Origin of the sequence: Shimia ponticola (genome assembly GCF_007995215.1) — a bacterium.
In the GTDB taxonomy this organism is placed as follows: domain Bacteria; phylum Pseudomonadota; class Alphaproteobacteria; order Rhodobacterales; family Rhodobacteraceae; genus Shimia_B; species Shimia_B ponticola.
Window position 1 is genome coordinate 188,010 of sequence record NZ_VCDK01000002.1, and the last position, 15,040, is coordinate 203,049.

Consider the following 15,040-nt stretch of genomic DNA (forward strand, 5'->3'; position numbering starts at 1 on the left):
AATTGTGCGGGGGAAGGCATGTTAGATACCAGCCACTCGTCACAGGTCAAACTGCAACGCGCGCGAGGGCGCGGACATATCGGCGTGCGCCGGGTGGGTGAGACCGTCAAGGTGTGCGACCTGCATCAATCGGGGTGTGCCAAGGTGATGATCCCACGTGCCTATGGATCCACGACCGAGGCCGTTTTTTTGAACACCGCCGGTGGTGTAACCGGTGGCGACGAGATCGCCTTTTCTGCCGAGGTCGGTCCGAGCAGTGCGCTGTCCTTGACCACGCAGACCGCTGAGCGCGCCTATGCCTCAACCGGCGCGCCGGGGCAGGTTTCGATTGACCTGACCGTTGGGCAGGACGCCCATCTGAATTGGCTGCCGCAAGAGACCATCCTATTTGACCGCTCAAACCTCCGGCGCAAGACGCGGATTGACCTTCTTGGAGAAGCCACCTTGTTAGCGATCGAGATCGTGGTTCTGGGACGCGCCGCGATGGGGGAAACCCCAAAACAGTTTCAGCTATCGGATCATCGATCGATTTGGCGCAACGGGCGACCTCTTTGGATCGACCCGTTGGAACTTGATGCCGATGTGGCGGCGGCAGCTGCAGGGCTTGGCACAGCGCGTGCGGCGGTCACTTTGGTCTATGTCGGCCGCGACGCCGAAGACAAACCGCGCCCACATGTGCCGGGCCTGCATTCCAGTGCGTGGGACGGTCGACTGGTGGTGCGGGGCGCATTCGCGGATCTCTGGCCGCTGAAACAGGCGCTGCTTCCGTATTTAAAAACGTTGAAGGCCACGATTGACGGCGGGCCATTGCCCCGCGTGTGGCAGATGTGAAGGACTGTGTATGAACCTGACACCGCGTGAAAAGGACAAACTGCTGGTTAGCGTGGCCGCCATGGTTGCCCGTGGCCGCTTAGAGCGGGGCGTGAAGCTGAACCATCCCGAGGCCATCGCGCTGATCACCGACTACGTGGTCGAAGGCGCACGCGATGGGCGGTCCGTTGCTGATCTGATGGAGGCTGGCGCTCATGTCGTCACCGCGGATCAGTGCATGCCCGGTATCCCTGAGATGATCCATGACGTGCAGGTCGAGGCGACGTTCTCGGATGGAACCAAGCTGGTCACCGTGCATCACCCCATTCGCTAGTAACAGGAGTAATGAGATGCTTGCCTTTATCCTAGCCATTGCAGCGGGTTACGCGACCCCGCATGCAGAGCCGCAGGTCAAGAAATTCGTCAACGATATGACGATGGACGATATTGAGATGGATGCAGGCGACAGCCGAGCACTTACGTTCATTCTACTGATGCTGGCGGTGACGATCCTGCAGGTTCTGGCGCAAAGCAATATCTCCGCATTCGTCATTGTCGCAGGTGGTGGGCTTGGCCTGTTTGGCACGCGCATCATCGCCGCGATCAGAAAAAAGGTGGGCTGATGATCCCCGGAGAAGTTATGCCTGCCGAGGGCGAGATCGAACTGAACGAAGGCGCGCCTGTGACGGTGGTGATGGTTGCCAATACCGGGGACCGTCCGGTGCAAGTGGGCAGCCACTATCATTTCGCGGAAACCAACGCGGCTTTGGAATTCGACAGAGAGGCCGCGATGGGTCAGCGGTTGGACATTGCCGCAGGCACCGCTGTGCGGTTTGAGCCGGGGCAGCAACGCGAAGTGTCTCTTGTGCCGCTCAGCGGAGCGCGTGAAGTCTATGGGTTCAATCAGAAAGTTATGGGCCCCCTTTGAAGCACAGGTGCGTGACATCACGCACCCTACCTTTCTTGCGACCCGATCGAGGCAAAAGGAGCCGATCGCATGCCTGCAAAAATTTCCCGCGCTGCATATGCCGACATGTTCGGGCCAACGACCGGTGATCAGGTGCGGCTGGCCGATACCGACCTGATCATTGAGGTGGAAAACGACTTCACAACCTACGGAGAAGAGGTGAAGTTCGGCGGCGGCAAGGTCATCCGCGATGGGATGGGCCAGTCACAGCGCACGCGCGCCGATGGCTCGGTGGACACAGTCATCACCAATGCGCTGATCGTGGACTACACCGGCATCTACAAGGCGGACGTGGGCCTGCGTGACGGGCGCATCCATGCTATCGGCAAGGCTGGGAACCCGGATACGCAACCGGATGTGGACATCATCATCGGGCCGGGGACCGAGGCGATTGCTGGCGAAGGGCGCATTCTGACTGCCGGCGGCTTTGACGCGCATATCCATTTCATCTGTCCGCAGCAGATTGAGGATGCCTTGCATTCAGGCCTGACGACGATGCTGGGTGGCGGCACAGGCCCTGCGCATGGGACATTGGCGACCACCTGTACGCCAGGGCCATGGCATATTGGGCGGATGCTTCAGGCGCTGGATAGCGTGCCGGTGAATATCGGGTTGTCGTGCAAAGGGAACGCCTCAAAGCCCGATGCGCTGGTCGAGATGATCAGGGCCGGGGCCTGTGCGATGAAACTGCACGAGGATTGGGGAACGACACCGGCGGCCATCGACACCTGTCTGAGTGTCGCCGACGACATGGACGTTCAGGTGATGATCCACACAGACACGCTGAACGAATCCGGCTTCGTCGAAAATACGGTCGCCGCCATGAAAGGCCGTACGATCCATGCGTTCCACACCGAAGGGGCAGGCGGTGGTCATGCGCCTGACATCATCAAGGTCTGCGGTCTGGAGCATGTGATCCCATCCTCGACCAACCCGACGCGGCCCTACACGGTGAACACGCTCGAAGAGCATCTCGATATGCTCATGGTTTGCCACCACCTCGATAAGGCGATCCCCGAAGACGTGGCCTTTGCCGAAAGCCGTATCCGCAAAGAGACCATCGCGGCAGAGGATATCCTGCATGACATGGGCGCGTTTTCGATCATCGCGTCCGACAGTCAGGCCATGGGCCGCGTGGGCGAGGTCATCATTCGCACATGGCAGACCGCGCATAAGATGAAGGTGCAACGCGGGAGGCTGAGCGATGAAACCGGCGACAACGACAACATGCGCGTGCGCCGCTACATCGCGAAATACACCATCAACCCGGCCATCGCCCATGGGATCAGCCGCCAAATCGGCAGCATTGAGGTCGGCAAGCGAGCGGACCTGTGCCTGTGGTCACCTGCCTTCTTTGGAGTGAAGCCCGAGATGGTGCTGGTTGGCGGATCAATTGCCTGTGCTCAAATGGGTGATCCAAACGCATCCATCCCAACGCCGCAGCCGGTTTACACAAGGCCCATGTTCGGGGCGATGGGCCGCAACGTGGAAAACTCTGCCGTGCTATTTGTGTCCGAGGCCGCCGAGACAGATCATCTGGGCCTCGCCAAGAAGACCGTCGCAGTCGAAAACTGCCGCGGGATCGGAAAATCCTCAATGAAGTTGAACGATGCCACGCCAGAGGTCGAAGTGAACCCGGAAACCTACGAGGTCAGGGCGGATGGTGAACTCCTGACCTGCGAACCTGCTGCCGAATTGCCAATGGCACAGCGGTATTTCTTGTTTTGATCCGCCTTGTTTTTGCACTTGCTGCCTTGGCTGCGCCGGCATCGGCCTGCCCAACGGCTGCTGATCTTGACCGAGGCGTGACGTTCGTCCGCGAGGATGGCTCACGGCAGGACCATCGACGGTTAGGGACAGACTTGATCGAGATTGGACATGTCAGGCCGTCGGGTGTGCAAAACGGCTGGTCGCTGACCGCCTATGGGCTGCACGTCTTGCAAGAGGCGCAGGGAAGCCAGACGCCGACATGGAGCGTGGAAGACAGCGGAGCACCTGCGCCGCAGCTTGACGTTATGCAGCGCACCACGCGTGACACAGGTGGCCCGCTGATCTTGCAGGTTGCCACCTATACTCAGCCGATCCCTGTCACCAAGAAGATCGGACTATGCGAATTCGAAGTCTGGCGGATCGGGCAATTCACCAATGGCGCCGCGCTAGAGCATTTTCGGGCGTTCGATTGGTATCCGACGCTTGGCACTGGGGTCGTTGTTGGAATGCGCATGGGCGATGTCGAAGAAATCACAACAGCAGTGGAGTCGATGCGATGGTAGTTTGCGCCGCAATGCAGCATTTGCATAGCGGGATTGCCAAGGTGTCGGTGGTCCCCACCCAGTCAGCTTCTTACGTTTGGGGCAAGCAAAAGCCTCATATTCGTAAGGAGTTCACCAATGGCTTCGATTTCCGACGTCCCACATCAAGGCAATCTGATTGTCCGCGCTGCAACTGCATTCTGGAACGGCTTGGTCAAGCTGGGCGAAGCGGGCGCGCGCACCAAAGAGCTAGAGCGTTTGGCAATGATGAGCGACGAAGACCTCGCCAAACGCGGCCTGAGACGGGAAGACATCGTTCTTTACGTCTACCGCGACCGGATGGCGTACTGATTTTCGCCGGGGCCGCGCCATGCTGACGGCCTCGGAAGTGATTGATCACACGCATGACCCGGCGGACCGGGTCGTGCTGGACTACGCGGACCGCATGATCCGGCGCAAACGGCTGGTTGGGGTTGGCGGCACCGCATTTGTTGTCGATCTTCCCCGAGCGACGCATCTGAGCCCCGGTCAAGCCTTTCGCCTGAGCGACGGGCAAACCGTTGAAATCGACGCAGCCGAAGAGCCGTTGATCGAAATACGGGGTGATCTGGCGCGGTTGGCTTGGCATATCGGCAACCGCCATACCCCTTGTGAAATACACAGTGATTGCCTGCGCATTGCCGAGGACAAGGTCCTTTTCGACATGCTTGAGGTGCTTGGCGCCAAATTGGTCCGCGTCAATGGAACCTTCACACCTGAAGGCGGGGCCTATGGGCATGGGCGCACGATGGGGCATAGCCACGAGCATTCCCATGACCACTGATCTTCTGACGCTGACGCAATGGTTGTCTCCTGCGTTCCCGCTGGGCTCTTTTGCCTATTCGCATGGGATCGAAACCGAAATTGCAGAAGGTCGGATAACGTCGGCAGACGATCTGCAGGATTGGCTTGAAATCGTGATCCGCCGCGGCACGGGACAGAGCGACGCGGTCCTTTTGATGCGTGCGATGGCTGGCGAGGATATGCTGGCCTATGCGCGGGCCATGGCCGCAAGCAAGGAACGCAGTGAAGAGACAGAGGCGCAAGGCGCGGCATTTGCAAAGACGCTTGGCGCGCTGGGCACAGCACAGCACGCAGGTCCGCTACCTGTTGTGGTCGGCGAGGCGGCGCGCCAGCTTGACCTTGAACCAACGACAGTTGCCGCTCTCTATCTCCACGCCTTTGCGTCGAACCTTGTCAGCTGCGCGGTGCGATTTGTGCCACTGGGACAAGAAGACGGACAGCGCGTCTTGACCCGCCTGAAACCCGCGATTGCCGAGACGGTCGAAGCAGCAAAAGGTGTATCGGTCTGCGATTTGCGCAACGCAGCGTTTCTGAGCGACTGTGCGGCGATGGCTCATGAAGGCCTCGTTGCGCGGATGTTTCGGACATAAAGGGAGGCACGGTATGAACGGACCTTTGCGTGTGGGGATCGGCGGTCCAGTGGGGGCGGGAAAGACCACTCTGACCGAACAGCTATGCCGAGCGATGGCGGATCGCTGGTCCATGGCGGTGATCACGAACGACATCTACACCCGTGAAGACGCGGAATTTTTGTTGCGCGCGCAGGTGCTGCCAGAAGCGCGCATCAGAGGGGTCGAAACGGGCGGTTGCCCGCACACGGCCATTCGCGAAGATGCCAGCATCAATTTGCGCGCGGTTGCGGATCTTACGGAGAGCATTCCGGACCTCGATCTGATCCTTATAGAAAGCGGTGGCGATAATCTGGCCGCCACGTTCAGCCCAGAGCTGGCCGACATCAGCCTTTATGTCATTGATACTGCCGCCGGTCAGGACATTCCGCGCAAGAAGGGGCCGGGTGTCACGCGGTCGGATTTGTTGATCATCAACAAGACAGACCTCGCACCGCATGTGGGCGTTGATCGAGCTCTTCTGGAAACAGACGCACGTGATAATCGGGCTGGACGCCCGTTTGTCATGGCTTCGTTGAGGTCAGGTGACGGCGTGCCTGAGATCGTGTCCTTTATCGCCGAGGCGGGAGGACTGCAGAACTAGGCAGGGTTAGGTGATGTCTTCCATCACACCTTGTTCGACAAGCGAGCGCATCGCCTTTTTCATGCGCGGCATCCCTTTGCGGGGCAGCACATTGCGCACAATCATGGCAATCAATCCCACGCGGTCATTGTCTTCGACCTGTGTCAACAAGCTGCGCAGATAGGGGGCATAGTCGCGACGGGCACGGTACAGCCGTGCAAAGGTTGGGACGGACAAATCGCCGGAGCCAGCCAACAATAGCGTTTTTTCAAGAAGCTTCATGTCTTCGAGTGCGGAGGCAATGTCTTTGCCCAAGAAACGGCAGCGGAATTTGTCGACATGCGGGCGCGTGAAAAGCGCCGTGTGCATCGCGTCCAACTCTTCCTCTGGGTCGTAGAGGACAAAAACGGATTCCGCCCCTTCGATCATCTCGGGTGCAAAGCCATAGCGATCTGTGAAAGACAAACGGCGCATTGCCTGAAAACGGTGATCCCATTCCGCGACGCGAGGGTCCAGTGTTGCCTGCGGGGCGATCAAGACCACGGTTGCGCCGGGGGCAGCCACGGAAAACGCCGCAGCCGCATAGCCGCACATGCCTTCGCCGTAAAAAACGACAGAGTCGAAATCGGCGAAAAAGTCTTCGTCCACCAGCGCATCAAAATAGGCGTAAAGCGCGGGGTCACGGAACCAGGCCCGTGTCTCGGCCAATATGGTCAAGCATGCGCAATCATCGTGTTGGGCCAGAGCCACACCAAGCGGTAGCGCATTGTCGCGTGACGATCGGATATCTTCGATGAATTCGAAGGTCACAAAGAGCGTATTGCCATCGCTGTGGCTGAGAACCGTGTGCCCGGTGGTCAAGTCGCTCCACGACCCATCGGTTTCGACAGTTTGTTGGAGCCCGCGCCCCCAATCGTCGCGGTTCAGATCGGACAAGTCCGGTAGGTTCGGTAATTCAGCCATGGGTAAACACGCTCGCAATCGCAAAATAGTAAGCGTGAGGTAAACGCGCTTTGGGGCAAAATTGGGATTTGGTTGGGCCGTTTCCAAGAAACCGGCCCAAAATCCCCTTAGAAAAAGGCCTGCAGACCTGTCTGCGCGCGACCCAGGATCAACGCATGCACGTCATGCGTGCCTTCATAGGTGTTCACCGTTTCAAGGTTCATGGCGTGGCGCATGACCTGAAAATCCTCTGAAATCCCATTGCCGCCATGCATGTCACGCGCAGTGCGCGCGATATCGAGCGCCTTTCCGCAGTTGTTGCGCTTCATGATGCTGATTGTCTCTGGCGAGGCGCGACCGGCATCCATCAACTGACCCAGACGGAGCGAGCCCTGGAGACCTAGACTGATCTCGGTCTGCATATCCGCGAGCTTTTTCTGGAAGAGCTGAGTTTGCGCCAGCGGCTTTCCGAATTGCTTGCGGTCGAGGCCATATTGCCGGGCCGCGTGCCAACAGAACTCTGCCGCGCCCATGACGCCCCAGCTAATGCCATAACGCGCGCGGTTGAGACAGCCAAACGGGCCCTTGAGACCCTGAACATTTGGAAGAAGCGCGTCTTCGCCTACCTCGACACCGTCCATGACGATTTCGCCGGTGACTGAGGCGCGCAAAGACAGCTTGCCGCCGACTTTTGGCGCGCTCAGGCCTTTCATGCCTTTTTCCAGCACGAACCCGCGGATTTTGCCGCCATGATCATCTGACTTGGCCCAAACCACGAACACATCCGCAATGGGTGCGTTTGAGATCCACATTTTGGAACCGGTCAACTTATAGCCCGTTGCCGTTTTCTCGGCGCGGGTTTTCATGCCGGCAGGATCGGAGCCAGCGTCAGGTTCGGTCAGGCCGAAACACCCAATGAGTTCGCCAGAACACAGGCCGGGCAGGTATTTCTGCCGCTGCTCTTCTGATCCGTAGGCATAGATCGGATAGATCACGAGCGAAGACTGAACCGACATCATCGACCGATAGCCGCTGTCGATACGCTCAATCTCGCGCGCGATCAGCCCATAGGTCACGTAGGACGCGCCAAGCCCGCCATATTGCTCTGGCACTGTTGCGCCCAGCAGACCAGCTTGACCCATGAGCGGGAACAGGTCCGGCACGACCAGCGCCTCGCGATAGGCCTCGACAATGCGTGGGGCGAGTTCGCTTTGGGCAAAGGTTGCGGCAGCATCGCGCAACATGCGTTCATCTTCGCCCAGTTGATCTTCGATCAGGAAAGGATCGGTCCAGTCGAAAGGCGACAGGTCCGGGGCGTCTTTGGTGGTGATCTTGGATGGTGCGTTCATGGGCGTCCTCCTGACCTTCTGGCTATCGGGCTATGCGGCCCCGTTCAAGCATCTACGACATTGGTGTTAGCGTGGGCAGGGCGGCTTGCCATGTGACAAACCGGCGTTAGGGTGTCCGCTCATGACGGATATTCAAAGCATTGATGATGTTGAGGCGCTGCTCGCAGGCCAAAACTATGTGGTTGACCGCGCGCTGGCGACGGTCGTGTTCCTGTCGCTGAAACTGGGCCGGCCCCTTTTTCTGGAAGGCGAGGCAGGCGTCGGCAAGACCGAGATTGCCAAGGCGATTTCGGCAGCATTGGGTCGTCGGTTGATCCGACTGCAATGCTATGAGGGGCTGGATGCGTCGTCTGCCGTCTATGAATGGAACTTTGCCGCGCAGATGGTCGCGATCCGCACCGCAGAGGCCACGGGTGACAAGGCGGCGCTGCAGGATGAGCTGTTCAGCGACCGGTATTTGATCGAGCGTCCGCTGCTGGATGCGATGCGGCCAGACCCGGCAGGCGCGCCGGTGCTCTTGATCGACGAGCTGGACCGAACGGATGAGCCGTTTGAGGCGTTCCTGTTGGAGGCATTGAGCGATTTTCAGGTGACCATCCCGGAGATGGGGACAATCACGGCACCTGAGCCGCCGATTGTTATTTTGACATCCAACCGCACGCGCGAGGTGCATGACGCGTTGAAGCGCCGCTGTCTTTATCACTGGGTCGATTACCCGTCATTTGACCGTGAAATCGAGATTTTGCAGGCACGCGCCCCTGAGGCCTCAGAAGCCTTGAGCAAAGAGGTTGTGGCGTTTGTTCAGCATCTCCGGACTGAGGACCTGTTCAAGAAGCCGGGTGTGGCCGAGACGATCGATTGGGCGAAATGCCTGCTCGCGCTGGATGTCATCAACCTGTCGCCAGAAGTCATTGCCGACACATTGGGCGCGATCCTGAAATATCAAGACGACATACAAAAGCTTCAGGGGTCAGAGGCCAAGCGCATTCTGGACGACATGAAAGCGCCTGCTTTGTGAGTGGCTCTTTGATCACCGGGATTGATCATATTGTCCTGACTGTGCGCGATGTTGAGGCGACCGTGTCTTTCTTTCAGGCGGCGCTGGGCGTTGAGGCCGTGACATTTGCCGGAACCCGGCGGGCGCTGATCGTGGGCGACCAAAAGATCAACTTGCAAACGCTCGGTCAGGAAACGCGAAATCATGCGGTCATCGGGTCGGGCGATGTGTGTCTTTTGACCGATGCCGCGCCGGGCGAGGTGATCACCCGAGTCGAGGCCGCTGGAGGCGTGATCGTTGAAGGACCTGTAGCCAAGTCCGGTGCGCGGGGGCCGATTACGTCCGTGTATTTCAATGATCTGGATGGAAACCTAATCGAGGTCAGCCGATATGAGTAGCTTACGGGGCGTGACCCGGGACCTTGATGAGCTAGTAGCCCATGGCTGAACACATCGCGCTCGACATCCCTGAAGATGGGAAACTGACCCATAACATCACGCATTTTGCGCGGGCGTTGCGCAACGCGGGATTGCCCATCGGGCCGGGTCGGGTCCTTGACGCTATTCGCGCGGTCGAGGCGGCGGGGTTCTCGGAAAAGCGCGACTTCTACTGGACCTTGCATGCCTGTTTCGTGACGAAGCCACAGCATCGCGCTGTGTTCTCGCAGATCTTTCGGCTCTATTGGCGCGACCCGCGATACATGGAGCATATGATGTCCTACATGATCCCTGCCGTGCGCGGGGTAAATGAGGACCGAACCGCAAGGGCCGCTGAAAAACGCGCAGCAGAGGCGCTGTTGGAAGGTGTGGCGCGCGATGTGCCGGACATGCCTGAACAGGAAGAGGACGGCGGCACCGAGGTCGAGATTGACGCATCGTTGACGATGTCGACCGAAGAAAAGCTGCGCACGCTCGATTTTGAGCAAATGTCCAATGCAGAGATGGCCGAAGCAAAGCGTCTGATTGCGCAGATGTCCCTGCCTGTGCAGCCCCTCAGGTCGCGGCGGATGCAGGCTGATCTTCAAGGGACAAGGCCCGATTGGCGTAAGACGCTGCGCACTGCAGCGCGGCGAGGTGATATCTCGGCCTTTGAGAAGCGGTCACATCGCATTCGGTGGCCGAACCTTGTTGCGCTCTGTGATATCTCCGGGTCGATGAGCCAGTATTCGCGTGCTGTGCTGCATTTCCTGCATACCGTGTCGAACACAAAGGGGCAGGGATGGTCCAAGGTGCATGCCTTTACCTTTGGCACCCGGCTGACGAACATCACCCGCCACATGGGCGCGCGGGATGTCGATCAGGCGCTGGCCAATGCCGGCGCTGAGGCGCAGGACTGGGAAGGCGGCACACGTATCGGGGAGTGTCTGCAGACGTTCAACCGCGACTGGTCGCGGCGTGTTATGGGGCAGGGCGCGGTTGTGCTGTTGATTACCGACGGGCTGGATCGCGAAGACCCCGAGATGCTGGGCAAGGCGATGGAGCGGCTGCATCTGTCTTCGCGGCGCTTGATCTGGCTAAACCCTTTGCTGCGGTTTGATGGGTTCGCGCCCAAGGCGGCGGGTGTGCGGGCGATGATGCCGCATGTGGATTGTTTTCGTGCGGGCCATAACCTTGCCTCGTTTCAGGGGCTGGCGGCGGCGGTCGCAAATGCCGATGATCGCGGCGACAAAGATCGGATGATGGCTGAGCTGTAAGGTTGGGGACGCCTGCGGCGGGCGAGTATTTGGGAAACATAGAAGGATGATGTTGGACACTATTCCTGAGATTGCGTTGGAGTGGCACCGCGCAGGGCGAGGCGCGACGCTGGCCACGGTTGTGGAGACCTGGGGGTCTGCGCCGCGGCCTGTCGGGGCGCAGCTTGTCATTGATCGGGATGGCGCAATGGAGGGGTCCGTCAGCGGTGGCTGTGTCGAGGGGGCTGTCATCCTTGAGGCGATTGAGGCGCTGGGCGATGGGCAATCGCGCATTTTGGAATTCGGGGTATCAGACGACGAGGCCTTTGCCGTTGGGCTGGCCTGCGGCGGGCGTATTCGAGTGATGGTTGAGCCGGTAGGGCAAGGTGTTCCAGAGGATGTTCTGGCGGATCTCGTTGCCGCGCGCGCCAAGCGTCAGGCGGTCGCCTATGCCGTGGATACCCGCACTTGGCAGCGGCAGGTTGAACCTGTCGGGGCCGCAGTAAGCAGCGGATTTGAAGGCGATGTCTTTCGTGCGGCATACCATCCACCCCTGCGGATGATCATCGTAGGTGCTGTGCATATCGCGCAACATCTGGCCGATATGGCGGAGGCCTGTGGGTGGGATCCAATCCTGATTGATCCGCGCCCTGTGTTTGGCGCCGAGGCACGGTTTCCGGGGCGCCAGATCTCGGACGACTGGCCGGATGAGGCGCTGGATTCAATGGGTCTTGATACGCGCACGGCAGTTGTAACGCTGACCCACGATCCGAAACTCGACAATCCCGCGATTGAAAAGGTGTTGCGCTCCAATGCGCTTTATCTTGGGTGCCTTGGGTCCACGCGGACTCATGCCAAGCGGGTCGCGCATCTGGAAAGCGCGGGGTTTACGGCAAATGAGATCGCGCGCATCCATGCGCCTGTCGGGCTTAATATCGGCGCGCAGAGCCCGGCTGAGATTGCCGTGTCTGTCATGGCCGAGATCACTCAGGTCTTGCGCGGATGAAGTTTGGCCCCGTTCCGGTCGCAGAAGCGGGTGGCGCTATTCTGGCGCATTCTGTTGCCTTTGGGGGGCGTCGCCTGCGCAAGGGGCGGCGTCTGACGGCGAGTGACATCGCGGAAATGGCGGAAGCAGGGCTGTCTTCCGTGACGGTGGCGATCCTCGCTGAGGATGATGTGCACGAGGATGCCGCGGCAGAGCGGTTGGCACGGGCCTTGGTCACGTCGGAAGCGGACCTGACCTTGCAAGCGCCGCATACAGGACGAGTGAATATCCTTGCCAAGGAACCGGGCATCGTAAGGCTGAACGCGGAGGCCATTCACGCGGTGAACGCGGTTCATCCGATGATCACGGTTGCAACCGTACCGGAATGGCATCGGATGGATCCGCGTGGCATGATCGCGACCGTCAAGATCATCTCATATGCCGTCTCAGAGGCGGATTTGAGGCAAGCGGAAACGCGCGCCCATGGGGCCATAAGCTTCGCCCGGCCAGTGCGCCGCGCACCCGTGTTGTTTCAAACCGTGGTCAGTGGGGATGACGGGGCCAAAGGGCATGAAGCCACGGAGGGCCGGCTCGCGGCTTTGGGCGTCACACTTCCCCCGAAGGTGGTCGTGCCGCATCAAACAGATACCCTATGTGATGCTCTGTTGCGGCAGGTGGACAGGGACCTGATCTTGATCCTGACAGGGTCTGCTACGTCGGACCTGCATGACGTGGCGCCAGAAGCTGTGCGCGCTGCAGGCGGTACGGTCGCGCATTACGGGATGCCGGTTGATCCGGGCAACCTTTTGTTCCTTGGGGAATTGAGCGGAAGGCCCGTAATCGGCCTGCCGGGGTGTGCCCGGTCGCCAGCATTGAACGGCGCGGATTGGGTTCTGGAACGTTTGGTTTGCGGTGTGCCGGTGACGGGCCAAGATATCATGGGGATGGGCGTCGGCGGTCTTTTGAAGGAAATCCCGACACGGCCACAGCCACGAAGAAAGCGCGACGGGTAGGGCGCGCATTGGATACGGCACAAAAAAGGCCGCTCAAGGCGGCCTTTCTATCAGGTTTATGACCCGACTACTTTGGAAGTGGCCCGATCATCATGATCATTTGGCGGCCTTCCATCTTGGGCATGTTTTCGACCTTGCCGTGTTCCTTGGTGTCCTCGGCCACGCGTAGCAGCAGATCACGACCCAATTCCTGGTGCGCCATTTCGCGACCACGGAAGCGCAGGGTGACCTTCACCTTGTCGCCATTTTCCAGGAATTTGTACACGTTGCGCATTTTGACATCGTAGTCATGCGTATCGGTGTTCGGGCGGAATTTGACCTCTTTGACTTCGATGGTCTTCTGCTTTTTCCGCGCCTCAGATTCCCGTTTTTGCTGTTCATATTTGAACTTGCCGAAATCCATGATCTTGCAGACCGGCGGATTTGCGTTGGGAGAGATTTCGACCAGGTCCAGCCCTGCGTCTTCGGCCATTTCAAGAGCCCTGGAAGGCGATACAACGCCGACGTTTTCACCTTCTGCTCCGATCAGGCGGATTTCGGGTGCGCGGATGCGGTCATTGACGCGGGGGCCTGTGTCGCGCTGTGGAGGCGCGTTGTGTGGTCTGCGGGCTATTGGACTTGTCCTTCGATAATTCCGTTTTAACGAGGCCGTAAGGTAACCGCGCGGCGCGGCGCATTCAAGGCCGCAATCGGCGGGACGGTGCCTATTTTGCGGCATTTCCCCCTAGAGTTCCCCATATTTTTCACCCATGTGGAACCTTATTGATGTCAGCCGCATTCGGCTTTTGGCACGTACTTACTAAAGGGGATGAAAATGCGCGGAATTCTTTGGGGATTGGCCGTCATTTTGGTAGTTGGCGGGGTCGCCTTGTACACGGTTGAAGGGGATATCAGTCGCCTTTGGTCAGGAGCAGAAGATGAGGTCGCCGCTGTTGAAGACGCCGCTGGCGACGAGATGGATGCTGCTTCGGAAACTGCCGGTGAAGTGGCCGATGCAGCCGCTGAAACGGCTGATACAGCCGCAGAGGCCGTTGAAGGTACCGTCGAAGGTGCAACCGATGCAGTGCAGGACGCCGTTGATACGGCCACCGAGGCCGCACAGGACGCCGTCGATACAGCCACTGAAACCGCACAGGAAGCTGCGACTGCTGTGACCGAAGGCGCCAACAACCTGCTGGAAAACGCACAAGACGCGGCATCTGATCTGGTGGAAGGAGCGCAAGAGGCCGCCGAAGGCGCGCTTGAGACCGCTCAGGACACCGTGGCCGGTGCAACCGAGGCCGCAGAAGAGACCGCTGCCGAAGCCATGGAAACCACAGCTGAGGCTGCTGAAGGTGCGGTTGATGCCGTGCAAGAAACTGCATCGGACGCGGCAGAGGCGACTGGCGATGCGGCGGCCAATGTGGCCGATGCGGCAGAAGAAACCGCGACCGAAGCGATGGAAACAACCGCTGAAGCCGCTGAAGGGGCCGTCGAGGCCACACAGGACACCGCATCAGATGCAGTCGAAGCCACGGGCGACGCTGCTGCAAATGTAGCCGAAGCCGCGGAAGAGACTGCAGAAGCTGCTACTGAGACGGCAAATGAGACGGCGAACGCAGCCGCTGAGGCTGCGGAGAACACTGCCGAAGCGGTCGAAAACACAGCCGAAACCGCTGTGGATGCGACCACGGATGCGGTGGACGCAACAGTTGATGCCGTAACCGAAGGTGCAGAGGGCGCGACCGAGACAGCCGGCGAAACGGTTGAAGCCACTACTCAAGCTGCTGAGGGAACCGCTGCCGCGACTGCGGAAGGTACGCAAGAGGCGCTGGAAACCTCAAGCGAAGGCGGTATCGCCGATCTTTTGTCTGCCGAGAACTTCGACTTTGACCGCGTTGCGGAATATGTCGAGAACTCTGACCTTGGTGCGTTGCAAAAAACAACTCTGGGTGCCGCCATCGACAAGGCGCGCGAGAATCCAGAATTGCTGGATGGTTTGATCGAAAGCATTCGCAGCGCATTGGACCTGTAAATCAG

Annotated in this window: 19 protein-coding genes; 16 read left to right on the forward strand and 3 right to left on the reverse strand. The window is 59.4% G+C overall.

Annotated features, from left to right (window positions below):
• Positions 1-18: 18 nt before the first annotated feature.
• From FE702_RS02210 to ureG, 10 genes are all read left to right on the forward strand, one after another.
• Positions 19-831 carry an urease accessory protein UreD gene (locus FE702_RS02210; protein WP_186826955.1) on the forward strand — a complete coding sequence of 271 codons (813 nt, stop codon included), beginning with the start codon at positions 19-21 and terminating at the stop codon, positions 829-831.
• Between the two features lie 10 nt (positions 832-841).
• Positions 842-1,144: an urease subunit gamma gene (locus FE702_RS02215; RefSeq protein WP_147124584.1), complete on the forward strand. Its 303-nt coding sequence runs from the start codon at positions 842-844 to the stop codon at positions 1,142-1,144.
• A 16-nt stretch (positions 1,145-1,160) separates the two neighbouring features.
• Entirely contained in the window at positions 1,161-1,433 is a 273-nt protein-coding gene (locus FE702_RS02220; protein ID WP_147124585.1) for a hypothetical protein, read from the forward strand.
• The gene (locus FE702_RS02225; protein ID WP_147124586.1) at positions 1,433-1,738 is read left to right on the forward strand and encodes an urease subunit beta; all 306 of its coding nucleotides are present in this window, start codon (positions 1,433-1,435) and stop codon (positions 1,736-1,738) included. The genes FE702_RS02220 and FE702_RS02225 overlap by 1 nt, the downstream gene beginning before the upstream one ends.
• Before the next feature lie 69 nt (positions 1,739-1,807).
• Positions 1,808-3,505 carry an urease subunit alpha gene (ureC, locus tag FE702_RS02230; RefSeq protein ID WP_147124587.1) on the forward strand — a complete coding sequence of 566 codons (1,698 nt, stop codon included), beginning with the start codon at positions 1,808-1,810 and terminating at the stop codon, positions 3,503-3,505.
• The gene (locus FE702_RS02235) at positions 3,502-4,050 is read left to right on the forward strand and encodes a hypothetical protein (protein ID WP_147124588.1); all 549 of its coding nucleotides are present in this window, start codon (positions 3,502-3,504) and stop codon (positions 4,048-4,050) included. The genes ureC and FE702_RS02235 overlap by 4 nt, the downstream gene beginning before the upstream one ends.
• Positions 4,051-4,167: 117 nt before the next feature.
• A complete protein-coding gene (locus FE702_RS02240; RefSeq protein ID WP_147124589.1) occupies positions 4,168-4,380 on the forward strand; it encodes a DUF1127 domain-containing protein in 213 nt (70 codons plus the stop codon).
• A 19-nt stretch (positions 4,381-4,399) separates the two neighbouring features.
• Positions 4,400-4,852, forward strand: coding sequence for an urease accessory protein UreE (locus tag FE702_RS02245; protein ID WP_147124590.1), 453 nt, complete (start codon positions 4,400-4,402; stop codon positions 4,850-4,852).
• On the forward strand, positions 4,842-5,462 hold the full coding sequence (locus FE702_RS02250; protein ID WP_147124591.1) for an urease accessory protein UreF: 621 nt from the start codon (positions 4,842-4,844) through the stop codon (positions 5,460-5,462). Before FE702_RS02245 ends, FE702_RS02250 begins: the two co-directional genes overlap by 11 nt.
• Positions 5,463-5,475: 13 nt before the next feature.
• Complete coding sequence (ureG, locus tag FE702_RS02255) at positions 5,476-6,084, forward strand: urease accessory protein UreG (protein WP_147124592.1); 609 nt, start codon at positions 5,476-5,478, stop codon at positions 6,082-6,084.
• A gap of 6 nt (positions 6,085-6,090) precedes the next feature.
• Here the strand turns inward: ureG and FE702_RS02260 are convergent, their stop codons facing one another.
• Complete coding sequence (locus tag FE702_RS02260) at positions 6,091-7,026, reverse strand: phosphoadenosine phosphosulfate reductase (RefSeq protein WP_147124593.1); 936 nt, start codon at positions 7,024-7,026, stop codon at positions 6,091-6,093.
• A gap of 107 nt (positions 7,027-7,133) precedes the next feature.
• Entirely contained in the window at positions 7,134-8,354 is a 1,221-nt protein-coding gene (locus FE702_RS02265) for an acyl-CoA dehydrogenase (RefSeq protein ID WP_147124594.1), read from the reverse strand.
• A 121-nt stretch (positions 8,355-8,475) separates the two neighbouring features.
• Here FE702_RS02265 and FE702_RS02270 point away from each other — a divergent pair, with 121 nt between their 5' ends.
• The 5 genes from FE702_RS02270 to FE702_RS02290 are packed head-to-tail and all read left to right on the forward strand — an operon-like array spanning position 8,476 to position 13,021.
• Positions 8,476-9,372 carry an AAA family ATPase gene (locus FE702_RS02270; protein ID WP_147124595.1) on the forward strand — a complete coding sequence of 299 codons (897 nt, stop codon included), beginning with the start codon at positions 8,476-8,478 and terminating at the stop codon, positions 9,370-9,372.
• On the forward strand, positions 9,369-9,749 hold the full coding sequence (locus tag FE702_RS02275) for a VOC family protein (protein ID WP_255449556.1): 381 nt from the start codon (positions 9,369-9,371) through the stop codon (positions 9,747-9,749). Before FE702_RS02270 ends, FE702_RS02275 begins: the two co-directional genes overlap by 4 nt.
• A gap of 41 nt (positions 9,750-9,790) precedes the next feature.
• Positions 9,791-11,044: a vWA domain-containing protein gene (locus FE702_RS02280; RefSeq protein ID WP_147124596.1), complete on the forward strand. Its 1,254-nt coding sequence runs from the start codon at positions 9,791-9,793 to the stop codon at positions 11,042-11,044.
• 49 nt (positions 11,045-11,093) lie between these two features.
• On the forward strand, positions 11,094-12,029 hold the full coding sequence (locus tag FE702_RS02285) for an XdhC family protein (RefSeq protein ID WP_255449557.1): 936 nt from the start codon (positions 11,094-11,096) through the stop codon (positions 12,027-12,029).
• Entirely contained in the window at positions 12,026-13,021 is a 996-nt protein-coding gene (locus FE702_RS02290; protein WP_147124598.1) for a molybdopterin-binding protein, read from the forward strand. Before FE702_RS02285 ends, FE702_RS02290 begins: the two co-directional genes overlap by 4 nt.
• A gap of 67 nt (positions 13,022-13,088) precedes the next feature.
• Here FE702_RS02290 and infC read toward each other — a convergent pair whose 3' ends face one another.
• Positions 13,089-13,739: a translation initiation factor IF-3 gene (gene infC / locus FE702_RS02295; RefSeq protein WP_147124599.1), complete on the reverse strand. Its 651-nt coding sequence runs from the start codon at positions 13,737-13,739 to the stop codon at positions 13,089-13,091.
• Between the two features lie 96 nt (positions 13,740-13,835).
• On the opposite strand from infC, the gene FE702_RS02300 reads away from it, so the two are divergent.
• Complete coding sequence (locus tag FE702_RS02300; protein WP_147124600.1) at positions 13,836-15,035, forward strand: hypothetical protein; 1,200 nt, start codon at positions 13,836-13,838, stop codon at positions 15,033-15,035.
• Positions 15,036-15,040: the final 5 nt, after the last annotated feature.

Coding starts and splice junctions, on each gene's coding strand:
- FE702_RS02270 (WP_147124595.1), top strand. CDS start 8,476: ATGACGGATATTCAAAGCATTGATGATGTTGAGGCGCTGCTCGCAGGC.
- FE702_RS02260 (WP_147124593.1), bottom strand. CDS start 7,026: ATGGCTGAATTACCGAACCTACCGGACTTGTCCGATCTGAACCGCGAC.
- FE702_RS02225 (WP_147124586.1), top strand. CDS start 1,433: ATGATCCCCGGAGAAGTTATGCCTGCCGAGGGCGAGATCGAACTGAAC.
- ureG (WP_147124592.1), top strand. CDS start 5,476: ATGAACGGACCTTTGCGTGTGGGGATCGGCGGTCCAGTGGGGGCGGGA.
- FE702_RS02215 (WP_147124584.1), top strand. CDS start 842: ATGAACCTGACACCGCGTGAAAAGGACAAACTGCTGGTTAGCGTGGCC.
- FE702_RS02250 (WP_147124591.1), top strand. CDS start 4,842: ATGACCACTGATCTTCTGACGCTGACGCAATGGTTGTCTCCTGCGTTC.
- infC (WP_147124599.1), bottom strand. CDS start 13,739: ATGCCGCAAAATAGGCACCGTCCCGCCGATTGCGGCCTTGAATGCGCC.
- FE702_RS02280 (WP_147124596.1), top strand. CDS start 9,791: ATGGCTGAACACATCGCGCTCGACATCCCTGAAGATGGGAAACTGACC.
- FE702_RS02210 (WP_186826955.1), top strand. CDS start 19: ATGTTAGATACCAGCCACTCGTCACAGGTCAAACTGCAACGCGCGCGA.
- FE702_RS02285 (WP_255449557.1), top strand. CDS start 11,094: ATGTTGGACACTATTCCTGAGATTGCGTTGGAGTGGCACCGCGCAGGG.
- FE702_RS02300 (WP_147124600.1), top strand. CDS start 13,836: ATGCGCGGAATTCTTTGGGGATTGGCCGTCATTTTGGTAGTTGGCGGG.
- FE702_RS02240 (WP_147124589.1), top strand. CDS start 4,168: ATGGCTTCGATTTCCGACGTCCCACATCAAGGCAATCTGATTGTCCGC.
- FE702_RS02290 (WP_147124598.1), top strand. CDS start 12,026: ATGAAGTTTGGCCCCGTTCCGGTCGCAGAAGCGGGTGGCGCTATTCTG.
- FE702_RS02245 (WP_147124590.1), top strand. CDS start 4,400: ATGCTGACGGCCTCGGAAGTGATTGATCACACGCATGACCCGGCGGAC.
- FE702_RS02265 (WP_147124594.1), bottom strand. CDS start 8,354: ATGAACGCACCATCCAAGATCACCACCAAAGACGCCCCGGACCTGTCG.
- FE702_RS02220 (WP_147124585.1), top strand. CDS start 1,161: ATGCTTGCCTTTATCCTAGCCATTGCAGCGGGTTACGCGACCCCGCAT.
- ureC (WP_147124587.1), top strand. CDS start 1,808: ATGCCTGCAAAAATTTCCCGCGCTGCATATGCCGACATGTTCGGGCCA.